The sequence below is a fragment of the Rhizobium giardinii bv. giardinii H152 genome (genome assembly GCF_000379605.1).
Lineage (GTDB): Bacteria > Pseudomonadota > Alphaproteobacteria > Rhizobiales > Rhizobiaceae > Pararhizobium > Pararhizobium giardinii.
On the sequence record NZ_KB902691.1, the window covers coordinates 269,830 to 285,153 of the forward strand.

At 62.4% G+C, this 15,324-nt stretch carries 14 protein-coding genes; 12 read left to right on the plus strand and 2 right to left on the minus strand.

Going from position 1 to position 15,324, the window contains the following annotated elements; translation table 11 throughout:
* Positions 1–102 precede the first annotated feature (102 nt).
* The 3 genes from A3AY_RS0122880 to A3AY_RS0122890 all read left to right on the plus strand — a co-directional run bounded on the left by A3AY_RS0122880 (position 103) and on the right by A3AY_RS0122890 (position 2,677).
* Positions 103–828, plus strand: a complete 726-nt coding sequence (locus A3AY_RS0122880; RefSeq protein ID WP_018328017.1) for a TetR/AcrR family transcriptional regulator — start codon at positions 103–105, stop codon at positions 826–828.
* A gap of 113 nt (positions 829–941) precedes the next feature.
* On the plus strand, positions 942–1,781 hold the full coding sequence (locus A3AY_RS0122885; protein ID WP_018328018.1) for an AraC family transcriptional regulator: 840 nt from the start codon (positions 942–944) through the stop codon (positions 1,779–1,781).
* A 146-nt stretch (positions 1,782–1,927) separates the two neighbouring features.
* The gene (locus A3AY_RS0122890) at positions 1,928–2,677 is read left to right on the plus strand and encodes a TerC family protein (RefSeq protein WP_018328019.1); all 750 of its coding nucleotides are present in this window, start codon (positions 1,928–1,930) and stop codon (positions 2,675–2,677) included.
* A 499-nt stretch (positions 2,678–3,176) separates the two neighbouring features.
* Here the strand turns inward: A3AY_RS0122890 and A3AY_RS39825 are convergent, their stop codons facing one another.
* Complete coding sequence (locus A3AY_RS39825; protein WP_167332408.1) at positions 3,177–3,323, minus strand: hypothetical protein; 147 nt, start codon at positions 3,321–3,323, stop codon at positions 3,177–3,179.
* Between A3AY_RS39825 and gltX the strand changes: the two genes are divergently transcribed.
* From gltX to A3AY_RS38130, 3 genes are all read left to right on the plus strand, one after another.
* Positions 3,322–4,788 carry a glutamate--tRNA ligase gene (gene gltX, locus A3AY_RS0122900; protein ID WP_026203730.1) on the plus strand — a complete coding sequence of 489 codons (1,467 nt, stop codon included), beginning with the start codon at positions 3,322–3,324 and terminating at the stop codon, positions 4,786–4,788. The two genes, A3AY_RS39825 and gltX, sit on opposite strands and share 2 nt — an antisense overlap.
* Positions 4,789–4,966: 178 nt before the next feature.
* The gene (gene lysS / locus A3AY_RS0122905; protein ID WP_018328021.1) at positions 4,967–6,463 is read left to right on the plus strand and encodes a lysine--tRNA ligase; all 1,497 of its coding nucleotides are present in this window, start codon (positions 4,967–4,969) and stop codon (positions 6,461–6,463) included.
* A 109-nt stretch (positions 6,464–6,572) separates the two neighbouring features.
* Positions 6,573–6,746, plus strand: coding sequence for a DUF1328 domain-containing protein (locus A3AY_RS38130; RefSeq protein ID WP_018328022.1), 174 nt, complete (start codon positions 6,573–6,575; stop codon positions 6,744–6,746).
* A gap of 132 nt (positions 6,747–6,878) precedes the next feature.
* Here the strand turns inward: A3AY_RS38130 and A3AY_RS35880 are convergent, their stop codons facing one another.
* Positions 6,879–7,736, minus strand: a complete 858-nt coding sequence (locus A3AY_RS35880; RefSeq protein ID WP_234913064.1) for a hypothetical protein — start codon at positions 7,734–7,736, stop codon at positions 6,879–6,881.
* A 255-nt stretch (positions 7,737–7,991) separates the two neighbouring features.
* Here A3AY_RS35880 and A3AY_RS0122925 point away from each other — a divergent pair, with 255 nt between their 5' ends.
* The 6 genes from A3AY_RS0122925 (at position 7,992) to A3AY_RS0122960 (ending at position 15,263) form a co-directional block, all read left to right on the plus strand.
* Positions 7,992–9,227 carry an NAD(P)/FAD-dependent oxidoreductase gene (locus A3AY_RS0122925; RefSeq protein ID WP_018328025.1) on the plus strand — a complete coding sequence of 412 codons (1,236 nt, stop codon included), beginning with the start codon at positions 7,992–7,994 and terminating at the stop codon, positions 9,225–9,227.
* A 90-nt stretch (positions 9,228–9,317) separates the two neighbouring features.
* Positions 9,318–10,277, plus strand: coding sequence for a nucleoside hydrolase (locus A3AY_RS0122930; RefSeq protein ID WP_018328026.1), 960 nt, complete (start codon positions 9,318–9,320; stop codon positions 10,275–10,277).
* Positions 10,278–10,337: 60 nt separating this feature from the next.
* Positions 10,338–11,348, plus strand: a complete 1,011-nt coding sequence (locus A3AY_RS0122935) for a ligase-associated DNA damage response exonuclease (protein WP_018328027.1) — start codon at positions 10,338–10,340, stop codon at positions 11,346–11,348.
* 3 nt (positions 11,349–11,351) lie between these two features.
* Positions 11,352–13,007 (plus strand): cisplatin damage response ATP-dependent DNA ligase, encoded by a 1,656-nt coding sequence (locus A3AY_RS0122940; protein WP_018328028.1) that lies wholly within the window; start codon positions 11,352–11,354, stop codon positions 13,005–13,007.
* A gap of 38 nt (positions 13,008–13,045) precedes the next feature.
* Positions 13,046–13,234: a DUF3008 family protein gene (locus A3AY_RS0122945; protein ID WP_018328029.1), complete on the plus strand. Its 189-nt coding sequence runs from the start codon at positions 13,046–13,048 to the stop codon at positions 13,232–13,234.
* 595 nt (positions 13,235–13,829) lie between these two features.
* Complete coding sequence (locus tag A3AY_RS0122960; RefSeq protein WP_026203731.1) at positions 13,830–15,263, plus strand: efflux transporter outer membrane subunit; 1,434 nt, start codon at positions 13,830–13,832, stop codon at positions 15,261–15,263.
* Positions 15,264–15,324 lie beyond the last annotated feature (61 nt).

Below are 15,324 nucleotides of genomic sequence, written 5' to 3' on the forward strand. Positions count from 1 at the left end.
TTCGAACCGAACCGTTCAGTTCGATTGACATAATGGCAAATCGCTCGCATATCAAGTGAAATCGAACCGATCGGTTCGAAAAAGTTAACAACGAGACAAGAAATGTCCGGACAAGACGAAAAATTGGCAGAACCGGCAGAACCGAATGTGACGAAGGCGCGGGGCGGCGAGAACAGTCCGGCCGACGCATGCGCTCTTCCCGGCCGCCGCGCCGCCGGCGAGGATCCGGCCAAACGCGGCCAGATCATCGATGGCGCCAAGCGCGTGTTCATGAGCGTGGGCTTCGACGCCGCCAGCATGAACGACATAACGCGGGAAGCCGGGGTGTCGAAAGGCACCATCTACGTCTATTTCGAAAACAAGGAAGAGCTGTTTGCGGCGATGATCGAGCGCGAGCGCAATCGCGTCGTCCAGACCGTCAAGCACGCGCTCGACGATCACGAGGCGATCGACGAGGCGCTTTTCGACTTCGGCGTGACGCTGACCACGCATATCACCGCCGACCCCACCATCCGCGCCATGCGCATGGTCGTGGGCGTCAGCGACCGCATGCCACAGCTGGCCAAGCGCTTTTTCGCAGCGACGCCGGAAAGTGGCCTGACCGTCCTTCAGGCCTATCTCGACAGGCAGGTCGCCGCCGGCGCGCTCGACATCGAGGATACCGACCTGGCCGCCCGGCAATTCATCGAACTCTGCCTGGCCGGCATGTTGAAGCGCCGCCTGTTCAGCGAAATGACCGAAACGCCCGAACGCGGCTATATCGAAAAAACCGTGGCCTCGGCCATCAGGCTGTTCCGGGCGGGCTACGGCACCGGGGCGCATCGCTGACGACCTTGCCTGGTCGCCTGCCTGCGCCAGTTTTCTCCCTATTCAGCAACCACGATCAAGCGCGGCTCGGCTACAGGCGCTAAAACGGCATCCGGTTTGCTGCGGGAGGCGAAATGAATGCTATCGGCAAGGCGGTCTGGTTCATCGAAAGCCACTTCGCCAGCGATATTACACTGGAAGACGTCGCCGAGACGGCGGGGCTTTCCCGCTACCATCTCTCGCGCGTCTTCGGCCTGACAACGGGCCGGTCGATCAGTGAATATATCCGGGCCCGGCGCCTGAGCGCGGCGGCCTTGTCGCTTGCCGGCGGCGCACCCAACATTCTCGCAGTCGCCCTTGATGCGGGCTACAACTCGCATGAAGCCTTCACCCGTGCCTTCCGCGATCATTTCGGCGTGACGCCGGAAGAGGTCCGCAACCGGGGGCACCTTGGCGACCTCGATCTCATGGAGCCTATCCGCATGGACACCACGCCCCTCCCCAAACTGGAAGAACCCCGTTTCGAAACCACGCCCGCCATGCTGATGGCGGGTCTGCAGCAGACCTACAGCCATGGCGGCAATGCCGGGATTCCCTCTCAATGGCAGCAATTCAACGTGTATTTCGGCGAAATCCCCAGCCAGATCGGCAATGTCGCCTATGGCATCTGCACGCAGGCAGACGGCCAGGACGGCAGCTTTCAATATATGACCGCGGTCGAAGTGCGCGCTACTGATGGCTTGCCGGCCGGCTTCGAATCCCTGAAGCTTCCCGCCCAGACCTATGCGGTGTTTGCCCATCGCGGCCATATCTCCAGCATTCAGGCGACTTGCCATGCGATCTTTGCCGAATGGCTTCCCGCCTCAGGTTACGAGCACGCCGGACTTCCGGATCTGATGGAGCGTTATGACGACCGGTTCGATGTCCGCACCGGCACGGGGCTCACCGAAATATGGATTCCGGTGACCAATTAACGGTATCAATAGCCGCCGGAATGCCCTGCAGCGCTTGTCATGGCGCAGATTCTGCATACATAGGGAAAGTCATTTCGCCCGCGCCACCCCTCGGTTGCGCGGGCTCCCTTATGTGCCCTTTGAATCGAGGAAGGAACCACCCCCCGATGCAGGACATTTTGCTCCTTTTGCAAGATCCGACCGCCTGGATTGCCCTGATCACGCTGATCGTCATGGAGGTCGTGCTCGGCATCGACAACCTCATCTTCATCTCGATCCTGACCAACAAGCTGCCGGCGGAGCACCGCGAGAAGGCCCGTCGCATCGGCATCGGCCTGGCGCTGCTCATGCGGCTCGGCCTGCTGGGGACGATCGCCTGGATCGTGCAACTGACGACGCCGGTGTTCGAGGCCTTCGGCCATGGCTTCTCCTGGAAGGACATGATCCTTATCGCCGGCGGCCTGTTCCTCGTCTGGAAGGCCACCAAGGAAATTCACCACAATGTCGATCCGCAGGATCACGAGGAGGATTTCATTGCCAGCTCGGCGACCACCGGCTTTGCCGCAGCGATCGGCCAGATCCTGCTGCTCGACCTGGTGTTCTCCGTCGACAGCATCATCACCGCCGTCGGCATGACACCGCATCTGCCGATCATGGTGGTCGCCGTCGTCGTCGCCGTCACCGTCATGCTGGTGGCGTCCGGCCCGCTTGCCCGCTTCATCGAGAGGAACCCGACCATCGTCATGCTGGCGCTCGGCTTCCTCCTGATGATCGGCACGACGCTGATCGCCGAAGGCGCCGGCTTCCATGTGCCGAAAGGCTATGTCTACGCCGCCATGGCTTTTTCTGCCCTTGTCGAAGTGCTCAACATGCTGTCGCGCCGCAAGCGGCAGAGGGAAAAGGCTGCGCAACACTGACCACGCGATAGAACCGGGGCAAAGAGCCCGAGAGCATGAAGGGAGCGCTGCCGGATGGCGGCGCTTCCTTTTTTTGTCAGGTCGCTGGTCATCGGGAGCCTGTCGCGACCGGCGGACAGGACATGAAAAAGCCCCGGGACCGCCCATCCCGAGGCTTTTCAACGTTTGCACACAGTGAGGATACGAAGCCGAAGGGGTAAGGAGCTCGTCTGCCTTTTCGTTGGCCACGAAGAGAAACCGGAAAAATCTCCGTATTCTCCATCTCCCTCGCGTCCGGTTGCCACGGATTCGCATTCCTCAGCAAGAAAACGGCCGGCCGCAGCAATGGTTCCAGCTTTTTCGACTATTTTTCCGCTCTGCCTTCAGGTTTTTCAGCCCTGCGCAAAGCCTTGCCGCCGCTCCCTGTCGAAAAACGCGCGATTTGCCGGTAGCCGGGCACAAAACCCGCGGCCAACGGCTGGAGCGCAGTTTTCCTTGACGCGCCCGGTTGAATATGGTCTCACGCCAGCCAAATGGAATTTCCGGTATTTTCCGCCATTTCAGGCATCAATCGGGCATTTCCTTCCCTTAAAGCATGCGCCTTCGCGTCCGGACACCACTCCCCGGCACCAAAGGCCGAAAGCACGTCAACGCGGGCCAGGATCATGATAGACAGACCAGTCCGGGTGCGGATTGCACCTTCCCCCACCGGCGAGCCGCATGTCGGCACCGCCTATATCGCCCTTTTCAACTATCTCTTCGCGAAGAAGCACGGCGGCGAATTCATCCTGCGCATCGAGGACACCGATGCCACCCGCTCGACGCCGGAGTTCGAGCAGAAGGTGCTGGACGCGCTGAAATGGTGTGGGCTGAAATGGTCTGAAGGCCCGGATATCGGCGGTCCCTATGGCCCTTACCGGCAGAGTGACCGCAAGGATCTCTACCGCCCCTATGTCGAGAAGATCGTCGAAAACGGCCATGGTTTCCGCTGTTTCTGCACGCCCGAGCGGCTCGAGCAGATGCGCGAGGCGCAGCGCGCCGCCGGCAAGCCGCCGAAATATGACGGCCGTTGCCTGAGCCTTTCGGCGGAGGAAGTCACCGGCCGCGTCAACGCGGGCGAGCCGCATGTGGTGCGGATGAAGATCCCGACCGAAGGCTCGTGCAAGTTCCATGACGGCGTTTATGGCGACGTGGAAATCCCGTGGGATGCGGTCGACATGCAGGTCCTGCTCAAGGCCGACGGCATGCCGACCTATCATATGGCCAACGTCGTCGACGACCACATGATGAGGATCACCCATGTCGCCCGCGGCGAGGAGTGGCTGGCCTCGGTGCCGAAGCACATCCTGATCTACCGGTATCTCGGCCTCGAGCCGCCGGTGTTCATGCACCTGTCGCTGATGCGCAATGCCGACAAGTCCAAGCTGTCGAAACGCAAGAACCCGACATCGATCTCCTACTACACGGCGCTCGGCTACCTGCCGGAAGCGCTGATGAACTTCCTCGGCCTGTTCTTCATCCAGATCGCCGAGGGCGAGGAGATGCTGACCATGGATCAGCTCGCCGGAAAATTCGATCCGGAAAACCTCTCGAAGGCCGGTGCGATCTTCGACATCCAGAAGCTCGATTGGCTGAACGGCCGCTGGCTGCGCGAGGGTCTGAGCGAAGAGGAATTTGCCGCCCGCGTGCTCTCCTGGGCAATGGAAAACGACCGCGTCAAGCAGGGCCTCAAGCTCTCGCAGTCGCGCATCACCAAGCTTGGCGAACTGCCCGACCTAGCCGGCTTCCTGTTCAAGTCGGACCTTGGCCTCGATGCGTCGTCTTTCGCCAAGGTGAAGTCGCCGCCCGACGAGCTGGTCGCCATCTTCAACGAGGTGCAGCCCTCGCTCGAAAAGATCCTCGAATGGAACGTCGAAGCGATCGAGGCCGAACTGCGCGCGGTGGCCGAACGCCTCGACAAGAAGCTGAAGGTGGTCGTCGCGCCGCTCTTCATCGCCGTTTCCGGTTCGTCGCGCTCGCTGCCACTGTTTGATTCCATGGCGATCCTTGGCCGCTCGGTCGTGCGCCAGCGGCTGAAGGTTGCCGGCCAGGTTGCGGCGAGCATGGCGGGCAGCGGCAGCAGCAAGGCTTAGCTGCCCCTCATCCGCCCTCCGGGCACCTTCTCCCCGCATAGGGGGAGAAGAACAGGCGGCAAACTCTTTAGTCCCCTCTCCCCGCCTGCGGGGAGAGGGTTAGGGTGAGGGGCACAGCCCCACACACAGGCGAAATGAAACTGTATATCGCGGCAGTGGCCGCGACAGGAACTGAACAATGAACGACAAGACCCAGGAAACAGCCCTCTCCTCCGATGTCACGGAAGTGCGCGCCCAGAAGCTGAAGCTGCTGCGCGAACAGGTCGGCGACGTCTATCCGGCGCATTTCCATCGCTCGATCACCAATGGCGAACTGGCGCAAAAATACGAGAGCCTTGAGCCCGATACGGAAACGCAGGATGTCGTGACCGTTGCCGGCCGCGTCTATTCCTCGCGCAATTCCGGCATGTTCATGGATATTCGGGATGCCGGCGGCAAGATCCAGATCTTTTCCCACAAGGACACGACCCCGGAAGAAGCCCGCGCGCTGCTGCCGATGGTCGACATCGGCGACATCATCGGCGTCACCGGCATTGTCCGCCGCACCAAGCGCGGCGAGCTGACGATCAATGCGCAAGAGATCACCATGCTCACCAAGTCGCTGCTGCCGATGCCGGAAAAGTGGCACGGCCTGTCCGACATCGAGCTGCGCTACCGCAAGCGTCATCTCGACATCATGACCAACGACGAATCGAAGCTGCGATTCCAGAGCCGCTCGAAGATCGTCTCCGGCATCCGCCGTTTCATGGAAAACGACGGCTTCATGGAAGTCGAGACGCCGATGCTGCACTCGGTCTATGGCGGCGCCACCGCCGAGCCCTTCAAGACGCACCACAACACGCTGAAGCTCGACATGTACCTGCGCATCGCGCCCGAGCTGTTCCTGAAGCGCACCCTGGTTTCCGGCCTCACCGACAAGGTGTTCGAGATCAACCGCAACTTCCGCAACGAAGGCGTCTCCACCCGGCACAATCCCGAATTCACTATGATGGAGTGCTACTGGGCCTATGCCGATTACGAGGACATCATGGACCTCGTCGAGCGGCTCTTCTCCGAACTGGCGATGAAGGTCCATGGCAGCACCGAATTCGCCTATGGCGACAAGGAAATCTCCTTCAAGGGGCCGTTCCGCCGCGTGCCGATGCCGGATGCCGTGAAGGAAGCGACCGGCATCGATTTCCTGTCGATCAAGACCGACGAGGAAGCGCGTACCGCCGCCAGGGCTGCCGGCTTCGAGGTCGAGAAGGACTGGACCTGGGGCGAATGCCTCGCCTTCATCTTCGAAGAGAAGGTCGAGCCCACCCTGATCCAGCCGGCCCATGTCACGCATTTCCCGAAGGACATCTCGCCCTTTGCCAAGGAAGTGCCGGGCGAGCCGCGCCTCGTCGAGCGCTTCGAGACCTATTGCAACACCTGGGAACTCGGCAACGCCTTTTCGGAACTCAACGATCCGGAAGAGCAGCGCGCCCGCATGGTCGAGCAGTTGGAGCAGGCGCATGCGCGCGGCGAGAAGGCAAAGCAGCTGGACGACGAATTCCTCGACGCCATCGACCAGGGCATGCCGCCCGCCGGGGGCCTCGGCATCGGCGTCGACCGGTTGATCATGCTGCTCACCAACGCACCGTCGATCCGCGACGTCATCCTCTTCCCGGCCCGCCGCAGCAAGGGGGACTGAGACCCACGTCAGGAGCGCGCCGGCCGCAGGCGGCGTCTCTCCCCCGGCAAATGGAACTTTTACCGATCCCGCGCGTCAATCCGGGCAGAATCGGCAAAGGAACCTTCCCATGCTCAAATGGGCTCTTATCTTTCTGGTCATCTCGCTGATCACAGGATTTCTCGGGTTTTCCGGCGTCTCGGCCGCAGCCGCGACAATCTCGCGCGTGCTCTTCGCCATCGCCCTGATCATCTTCCTGATCTTCGTGGCTCTCGCCTTCTTCGCTACCAGCGCGGTCGTTTGACAGAGCAACAAGCGTCGCTGGTACGGTGAGAGTCCGACTCACCAAGCGGTTTCCGGCCGAAATCCTGCTCTACTTCTTGGTTTTGTAGAGCCGGTTGAGATTTCAGGTCGATTCGACCTGAAACATCCGGGTCTAGTGGCCAGCCGCCTCGCCCTCGGCCTTTTCGGCAGCGTGAGCGGCGGGCGCCTCCGCGGCCGGTCCTGCGCTTTCGCCCCAGACCATTGCCATCATGGAGCCGAGGAAACCCTTCTCCTGCGCCTTCGCTTCACCATGCTCCGGCACCGGTTCTTGGCCATGTTCCGGTGCCGCGGCCTCGGCGCCGTGCTCGACAGTGGCCTCTGCCTGGTCAGCCGCAGCTTCCTCGCCATGCGCGTTCGATGCGGAGCCGGCGGCTCCCGCAGCGGCCGCAGCGGCAGCGGCGACCGGATCGAAGCAATCCGACTTGTCGTCCATCGCCGTCATCGTGCTCTTGATATCGTCGGTCGTCAGAGCGATTTCGCGGCCGTAGAACAGGCCCGCCGTGTTGGCCTTGCCTTCATTGTAGCGCGCAACGAACGGTGTGCTCATGCCCGGCATCCCGGTCGGATCGGGCGCAAACAGCACTTCCGCGCCGATGGCCGGTCCGCGTCGTTCGGCTCGGTCCTGCGGGCCGGCCTGGTCGAGAACGACGACCTGATAGAGATCGGCCTTTTCGTCCTTGGCAAGCAGGCCGGTGATCCGCAACGCCGTGCGCACGCGATCGACGCCGTCGGCGCTCTCGGTGCTGACATATTTGCGGATCCAGCGCTGGCCGTTGCGGCGCATTTTCAGCGTTTCGACGGTGGTGCAGGCAAGACCCGAAAGCGAAGGGGCCTTTCCCTTGCCGACCCCCAGGAGCGTATTCGTGCCGGAATAGACGGCAAACGCGCCGGATGCGCCGGACAGGACGAGGACGCCGGCGATGACGAACATGACCTTCCGGGGGCGTATCTTCTTGAAGACCGCCTTCACGCGCGTCGCTCCGCCATTCGCTCAACTCCAACCATTCATGAACCGAGACGACAGTCTACGCGCGCGACGTTTCGGAAGTTTAAACGCCGTGGCGACCTTGACGACGATGGCTGGCACAAGTCCGCAAAGCCGAGGTTGCACGCTGTTTCGACAGGAACAGGGAAATTGCAGTGAAAATTTCGCGGAAGACGGCTTGATCGAAACCATATGGCGGGCGAAGACAGGCGGCAAGCAGCAGTAGGCTCGGAGCAGGATATGGCACGCATTGGCATCGCGGGGGCGGGCATCATCGGATGCGCCACCGCCGTTCATCTGATCGAGCAGGGTCACGACGTCACCGTGTTCGAAAAGGATCTGGGCGGCCTGCCCGCCTCCGTCGGCAATGCCGGCATTCTCGCCGTGCCGGAGATCGATCCGCTGGCGCGTCCCGACATGATCCTGTCCGCACCGAAATGGCTGCTCGACCCGCTCGGGCCGCTGACCCTGCGCTGGCAGGACCTGCCGGCGCTGACGCCGTGGCTGGTGGGCCTCCTCATGGCGGCCACGCCGGGCCGGGTCAAACATTCACGGATTGCGCTTTTGGGTTTGATGCAGGACGCCCTTGGCGCACACGACGACCTTGCACGGATGACCGGTCTTTCGGGTCACATGACGCCAACCGGCGCGCTGACGATCTACGACAGCGAAAAGGCGGTTGACGATGCCTTTCGCCACAGCCGCGAGAACGCCGCACTGCTTGGATATACGGTCGAGAAACTCGATGTTAAACAGGCCCGGGCCCGCGTGCCGGCGCTGGAGGGAAACTTCGCCGGCGGCGTCCTTTCCGCCGGCTACCAGACTTTCCTCGACCCGCTCGCCCTGCTCAGACATCTCCAGGCCTATGTCCGAGAACGCGCCACGCTTGTCGATGCGGCGGTGGAGAGCGTTCGACAGGAGGCCAATGGTGTCACCTTCCTCGCGACAGGGGAAGCGCCCGCGACATTCGACAAGGTGGTGATAGCGGCCGGTGTCTGGTCTCGCACCCTGGTGCGCCAGCTGGGATTGAGGGTCCTGCTCGAAACCGAGCGCGGCTACAACACCACCTTCACCAATCCGCAGGTGACGCTCGACCTGCCGGTTTTCTTCGCCGAACACGGCTTTGTCGCCACACCCCTGCGCAACGCCTTGCGCGTTGGCGGTGCGGTGGAACTGGCAAGGCCGGAAGCCCCGGCCAATTTCGCCCGCGCCGCCGCCATGCGCCAGAAGATGCGGCGCTACGTCCCGAGCCTGCCGGAAACCGGCGGCACCGAATGGATGGGTCGCCGGCCGTCGACACCGGATTCGGTGCCCGTCATCAGCCTTTGCCCGGCCGACCCGCGCATCGCCCTGGCTTTCGGCCACGGCCATCTCGGCCTGACGCTTTCGGCCATCACCGGCCGGAAGATCGCCCAGCTGCTGAATTCCGGCGAAACACCGGACCTTGGCCCCTTCAGCATCCAGCGCTTCCAATGACGCCCGGCGCGCGCGGTTGACTTTCGACAGCCGTGCCGGTTTCAGTCGCGGCAGTTCCGCAGCATTTCAAAGCAAAGAAAAGAAGGCATCATGCACAAGGTAATTTTTGATACGGACCCCGGCGTCGACGATGCGATGGCGCTGCTTTTCCTGCACAATCACCCTGAAATCGACCTGATCGGCATCACCTCGGTATTCGGCAATGCCTCGATCGACACGACGACGCGCAATGCGCTGTACCTGAAGCAGCAGTGGAACATCCCCGCTCCCGTCGCCAGGGGAGCTGGCGAAACGCTCGATCCGTCGCGTCCGCATGTCGACTGGCCGACCGGCATCCATGGCCATGACGGCCTCGGCAATATCGGCGCCCCCGAAACCGTCGATCTTGCCTGCGATCCGCGACCGGCGCATCGCTTTATCATCGAGACCGTGCACGCCAATCCCGGCGAAGTGACGCTCGTCGCCGTCGGCCGGATGACCAATCTGGCATTAGCGCTGCGCGACGATCCGGACATTGCCGTGCTCGTCAAGGAAGTCGTCATCATGGGCGGCGCATTCGACATGCGCGGCAACATCACGCCGGCCGCCGAAGCCAATATCCACGGCGACCCGGAAGCCGCCGATGCGGTGATGACTGCCCCCTGGCCGGTCGTCGTCGTCGGCCTCGACGTCACGGAAGAGACGGTGATGACCCGCGCAAGGCTGGCTGCCATCGTCGCAACCGGCGGCGAACGGGCGAAGCTGCTCTCCGACATCTCGCAATTCTACATCGATTTCTACGAGCAGCATGTCGAGGACGGCATGGTGATCCATGACAGCTGCGCCTGCGTCTATGTCGTCGCGCCGCAGCTCTTCACGCTGCGCAGCGGCGCGATCCGCGTCGTCTGCGGCGGCATTGCCGACGGCCAGACAATCCAGAAGGCCGACGATCACCTGTTCCCGCCGAATGCGTGGGACAATCTGCCGAGCCAGAACGTCAGCGTCGGAATCGACGCCGACGCGGTGCTCGACCTGATCTCAGAGACCCTCGCGCTGAACCCGGCAGCCTGACGCACAAAAATTCAACCGCGATGGCTGGCAGCCGGTGGATTGCCAGCTATCTTCGTTTCCATGAAACCGGAAACGTTGCTCTATCCGACGCCCAAGGGTCTCTATTGCGAGAAGGGCGGCTTTTATATCGATCCCGTTCAGCCGGTCGAGAAGGCGCTGATCACGCATGGCCATGCCGATCATGCGCGCGCCGGTCACACCCATGTTCTCGCGACGCGGGAGACGCTGGACATCATGCGCATCCGCTATGGCGATGCCTTCTGCGTGAGCTCGCAAGCAGTCGTGCTCGGCGCGCGAACCGGCATCGGCGACGTCACCGCCAGCTTTCACCCGGCCGGCCATGTCCTCGGTTCCGCGCAGATCGCGGTCGAGGCCGACGGCACGCGCATCGTCGTTTCCGGCGACTACAAGCGGCGGCGCGACCCGACCTGCGCCGCTTTCGAGCCGGTGCCCTGCGATGTCTTCATCACCGAGGCGACATTCGGCCTGCCGGTCTTCCACCATCCCGACGACCGCGGCGAGGTCGCCAAGCTTCTTACCTCGCTGCGCCAGTTTCCCGAGCGCGCCCATCTGATCGGCGCCTATGCGCTCGGCAAGGCGCAGCGGATCATCGCGCTTTTGCGGGAAGCGGGCTACGACCAACCGATCTTCATCCACGGCGCGCTGGCCAGGCTGTGCGACTACTACGAGGAACGCGGCATCGGCCTCGGTGACATTCGCCCGGCGACCCAAGACGTGCAGGACAGGCAATCCTTTGCCGGAGCTGTCGTCATCGGCCCGCCTGCCGCCTTCGCCGACAAATGGGCGAGACGCTTTCCCGATCCCGTCGCAATCTTCGCTTCCGGCTGGATGTTGGTTCGCCAGCGGGCCAAGCAGCGCGGCGTCGAATTGCCGATGATCATTTCGGATCACTGCGACTGGACGGAACTGACCGAGACCATCCGCGAAATCAATCCGGCGCAGGTCTGGGTAACCCATGGCCGCGAGGAGGCCCTGGTGCGCTGGTGCGAGCTTGAGGGTATCGCTGCCCGGCCGCTGCATCTCGTCGGCTATGACGACGAGGGAGAATAGCCGATGCGCGCCTTCGCCGAACTGCTCGACCGCTTGGTCCTCACCCCGCAGCGCAACGCCAAGATCAAGCTGATGGCGGACTATTTTCGCAACGCTCCCGACCCCGATCGCGGCTATGCGCTGGCGGCGATCGCCGGCACGCTGACGCTCAAGACCGTCAAGCCGCACGTGCTCAGGCAACTGGTGCTGGAGCGATTGGACGAGGTCCTGTTCCGCTATTCCTACGACTATATCGGCGATCTTGCCGAGACGATCTCGCTGGTCTGGGAAAGACAAGCCGGCGGGGAAACGGCGCAGCAGGACCTTTCGCTCGGCGCCGTCATGCACCAGCTTGAAATGGCCGGACGCGCCAATGTGCACGGCCTCGTCCGCAACCTGCTCGACCAGCTCGAAGGGTCGAGCCGCTTTGCCTTCCTCAAGCTGATCACCGGCGGCTTGCGCATCGGCGTTTCGGCACGGCTCGTCAAGCAGGCGCTTGCCGACATGGGCAATGTCGATATCACCGAGATCGAGACCCTGTGGCACGGCCTGTCTCCGCCCTACACGGCGCTGTTCCGCTGGCTCGACGGCAAATCGGACAAGCCGGAACTGGACATGCCGGCCGTCTTCCATGCGGTCATGCTGGCAACGCCGGTGGCAGACAGCGATCTCGCGACGCTCGACCCGAAGGCATTCGTTGCGGAATGGAAATGGGACGGCATTCGCGTGCAGCTTGCCAACCTGGCGGGCACCCGCCGGCTCTATTCGCGCAGCGGCGACGATATTTCCGGTGCTTTTCCCGATATTCTGGAGGCAGCGGATTTCGAGGGCATCATCGATGGCGAACTGCTGGTCGGCGGCACGATGCGCACCAACCGGGCCACCCGAACCTTTTCCGACCTGCAGCAACGACTGAACAGGAAGACCGTTACCCGCAAGATGCTGGAGGAATATCCGGCGTTCATCCGTGGCTACGACCTCTTGTTCTCCGGCCGGCGCGATATCCGGCAGGAAAGTTTCCTGACGCGGCGGGCCGAGCTTTCCGCACTCATCGACAAGGCTGCCCCTTCGCATTTCGACCTGTCTCCTCTCGTGCCTTTCTCAAGCTGGGAGGAACTCGATCGCCTGCGCGCCGATCCGCCCGATCCCGTCGTCGAAGGGATCATGCTGAAACGGCTGGATTCGCCCTATACCGCCGGCCGGTCGAAAGGGCCGTGGTTCAAGTGGAAACGCGAGCCGTACAATGTCGACGCCGTGCTGATGTATGCCCAGCGCGGGCACGGCAAGCGGTCGAGCTACTATTCGGATTTCACCTTCGGCGTCTGGACGCAAAGCGACGGCAGGGACGGGCTGGTGCCGGTCGGCAAGGCCTATTTCGGCTTTACCGACGCAGAAATGGAGGTGCTCGACAGATATGTTCGCAACAATACCGTCGAACGGTTTGGGCCGGTTCGGGCAATCCGCGCCGAGCCGGACCACGGCTTCGTCGTCGAGGTCGCCTTCGAGGGCATCAACTTTTCCACCCGGCACAAGTCCGGGGTCGCCATGCGTTTTCCCCGCATTTCCAGGCTTCGAACGGACAAGTTGCCACGCGACGCCGACCGGCTTGAAACGCTGCTGGCCATGATCGGCCAGCAGGGAGCCGATATGGAGGAAATCGGGAACCAATTTAACAGGTGACGGTTAACCGGGCAGCATCCGACCAAAGGAGAAAGACGATGCCTGCCAAATCCCAAGCCCAGCAGAAGGCTGCCGGTGCAGCCCTTGCCGCCAAACGCGGCGATATGAAGAAATCCGAGCTCAAGGGTGCCTCCAAGAGCATGGAAAAATCCATGTCTGAAAAGGAACTCAAGGAGCTGGCGGAAACGGATCGCAAGAAACTGCCGGAGAAGAAGAAATCCAAGTAAGTACGCCGTCTGAAATTCAGCCTTCGCGCACGTACCGTGAAGGCGACCCCTTGCCAGGTCGGTCTTCAAACCGAACTATCTGCCGACCTGCGGTGCTCTCTCGTTATCGTGGTGACCGCGGAAATCTTTGCCGAGCAGCAAAACGCGCATGCCGCCACGGCCGGCGCGAAGCTCAAAAAGCCCGAAGGCCGCCAACTCCGGGTCTGATCACCCGCTGACCAGGCCATCATGACACCGCCCGCGATAGATATCGCGAGCAGCTTCGGCAATGATCGCCAGACCCGGGCTGCTCCGCTGCAGCGCACCGAAATTTTCAGACATGAGTAACCTTTGTGGGTCACGCTGTGTTCGGTGATTCGGGCGGCTCGCTGGCCACACCGCTGGTTGAGAGCGCCTGCCGGGGAATTTTCTTCGTACCCCTTGAAATCAGAGGCGCAACGACCAAGCCGTGGCACTTGGGAAACACCCGACCGTGGGGATCGCCCGATTACCCCCCGTGTTTGCAATTGTCCCCTCGCCAGCGGCGCGGAAAATGTTAAACACGGGAAAAGTGAATCGTTTGTTACCGGCTCGTGGCGGCCGGATGGGGATTTAGATGAAAACAGTAAAAGTGCTCCTTCCCTTAAGCCTTCTTCTCCTTTCCGGCTGCGTTGTCGGCCCCAACTATCAGGCTCCCAACGCAGCACTGCCGGCAAAATTTTCGCAAGGCGGCCAGGAGCAGACCGATGTCACCCTGAACCCCTGGTGGGAAGCCTTCCGCGACAAGAAATTGAACAGCCTCGTGGCTCAGGGCATGGGCGAAAACCTCGATGTCCAGCAGTCGCTGGAGCGCATTGTCGAGGCTCGCGCCAACGTCATCGTTGCCGGCGCCGGCGGCCTGCCGGAAGTCAACGTGGGCGGATCGGCGACTGCGGAAGGACAGGATGGTTCCTTCATTGGAGGCGGCCACACGGAAACCAAAACGCTTTCGGCCGGCAGCGACGCGTCGTGGCTGCTTGACCTGTTCGGCCAGTATCGCCGCGCCAAGGAATCGGCGACTGCTTCGCTCGACGCCGCCTACGATGACGTCAACGTCGCCCGCCTTGCCTACCTGTCAGACCTGGCCACCACCTACATCGAGGCGCGGTATAACCAGGAAGCCTACGCACTGCAGCAGCAGAGCCTCGCCTCGCGGCGCGAGACCCTGAAGCTGACCGAGGACATCAAGGCGGCGGGTGCGGCGTCAAGCCTCGACGTGGTTCAGGCCGAAGGTCTCGTCAATACGACGCTTGCCGAACTGCCTGGCTATCAGACGGGGTTCAATCAGGCAGCAAACCATATCGCCACGCTGCTCGCTCTGCCGGCGACATCGGTGACCGCCGAGCTGCGCAAAGGGGCGGCGCAACCGTGGCCGCGCTATAACACCAAGATCGGCATCCCCGCCGACCTGATCCGCAACCGTCCTGACATTCGCAGGGCCGAGCGTCAGCTCGCAGCCGCCACGGCATCGATCGGCGTCGCCGAAGCCCAGCTGTACCCGAGCCTGACGCTGAGCGGCACCATCGATGGTTCGCGCATCATTGCTTCTACTGCCACCGGCGGTCTCTCCAATTGGTCCTTCGGCCCGAGCCTCAACCTGCCGATCTTCAATGGCGGCCGTCTGAGGGCCAATGTCGACATCGCCAAGTCCAGCGCTCAACAGCAGTATCTCGCATGGAAGCAGGTCGTGCTGAACGGTGTCGAGGAAGTCGAGAACGCGCTGGTCAGTCTGCGCAACAACTACGAGACCGTTGCAGCACTGCGCAAGGTCGTCGACTCCTCAGAACGAGCCCTCGGACTGGCACGTGAGAGCTACAAGGGAGGCGCAACGTCGCTGCTCGACGTGCTGGATGCAGAACGCTCGCTCGCCGCGTCGCGTGTCTCGCTCGCGGCCAGTATCCGCAACTTGGCCAACAGCTACGTTTCCCTGAACGTCGCCATCGGCGGCGGTTCAGCCATCGAACCGCCGCAGGCTAAGCCCAGCGACGCCAAATCGGCCGCAGCCTACTAAACGGTGCAGATATGACCATCACGGGCGCGGCCGATTTCGATCGGCCGCGTTTTCGTTTGCG

What these genes read in the sequence shown, in the direction of transcription:
- gltX (WP_026203730.1), top strand. Translation starts at nt 3,322, where the DNA reads ATGATAGACAGACCAGTCCGGGTGCGGATTGCACCTTCCCCCACCGGC.
- A3AY_RS0122925 (WP_018328025.1), top strand. Translation starts at nt 7,992, where the DNA reads ATGGCACGCATTGGCATCGCGGGGGCGGGCATCATCGGATGCGCCACC.
- A3AY_RS0122940 (WP_018328028.1), top strand. Translation starts at nt 11,352, where the DNA reads ATGCGCGCCTTCGCCGAACTGCTCGACCGCTTGGTCCTCACCCCGCAG.
- A3AY_RS38130 (WP_018328022.1), top strand. Translation starts at nt 6,573, where the DNA reads ATGCTCAAATGGGCTCTTATCTTTCTGGTCATCTCGCTGATCACAGGA.
- A3AY_RS0122960 (WP_026203731.1), top strand. Translation starts at nt 13,830, where the DNA reads ATGAAAACAGTAAAAGTGCTCCTTCCCTTAAGCCTTCTTCTCCTTTCC.
- A3AY_RS0122880 (WP_018328017.1), top strand. Translation starts at nt 103, where the DNA reads ATGTCCGGACAAGACGAAAAATTGGCAGAACCGGCAGAACCGAATGTG.
- A3AY_RS39825 (WP_167332408.1), bottom strand. Translation starts at nt 3,323, where the DNA reads ATGATCCTGGCCCGCGTTGACGTGCTTTCGGCCTTTGGTGCCGGGGAG.
- A3AY_RS0122885 (WP_018328018.1), top strand. Translation starts at nt 942, where the DNA reads ATGAATGCTATCGGCAAGGCGGTCTGGTTCATCGAAAGCCACTTCGCC.
- lysS (WP_018328021.1), top strand. Translation starts at nt 4,967, where the DNA reads ATGAACGACAAGACCCAGGAAACAGCCCTCTCCTCCGATGTCACGGAA.
- A3AY_RS0122945 (WP_018328029.1), top strand. Translation starts at nt 13,046, where the DNA reads ATGCCTGCCAAATCCCAAGCCCAGCAGAAGGCTGCCGGTGCAGCCCTT.
- A3AY_RS0122890 (WP_018328019.1), top strand. Translation starts at nt 1,928, where the DNA reads ATGCAGGACATTTTGCTCCTTTTGCAAGATCCGACCGCCTGGATTGCC.
- A3AY_RS0122930 (WP_018328026.1), top strand. Translation starts at nt 9,318, where the DNA reads ATGCACAAGGTAATTTTTGATACGGACCCCGGCGTCGACGATGCGATG.
- A3AY_RS0122935 (WP_018328027.1), top strand. Translation starts at nt 10,338, where the DNA reads ATGAAACCGGAAACGTTGCTCTATCCGACGCCCAAGGGTCTCTATTGC.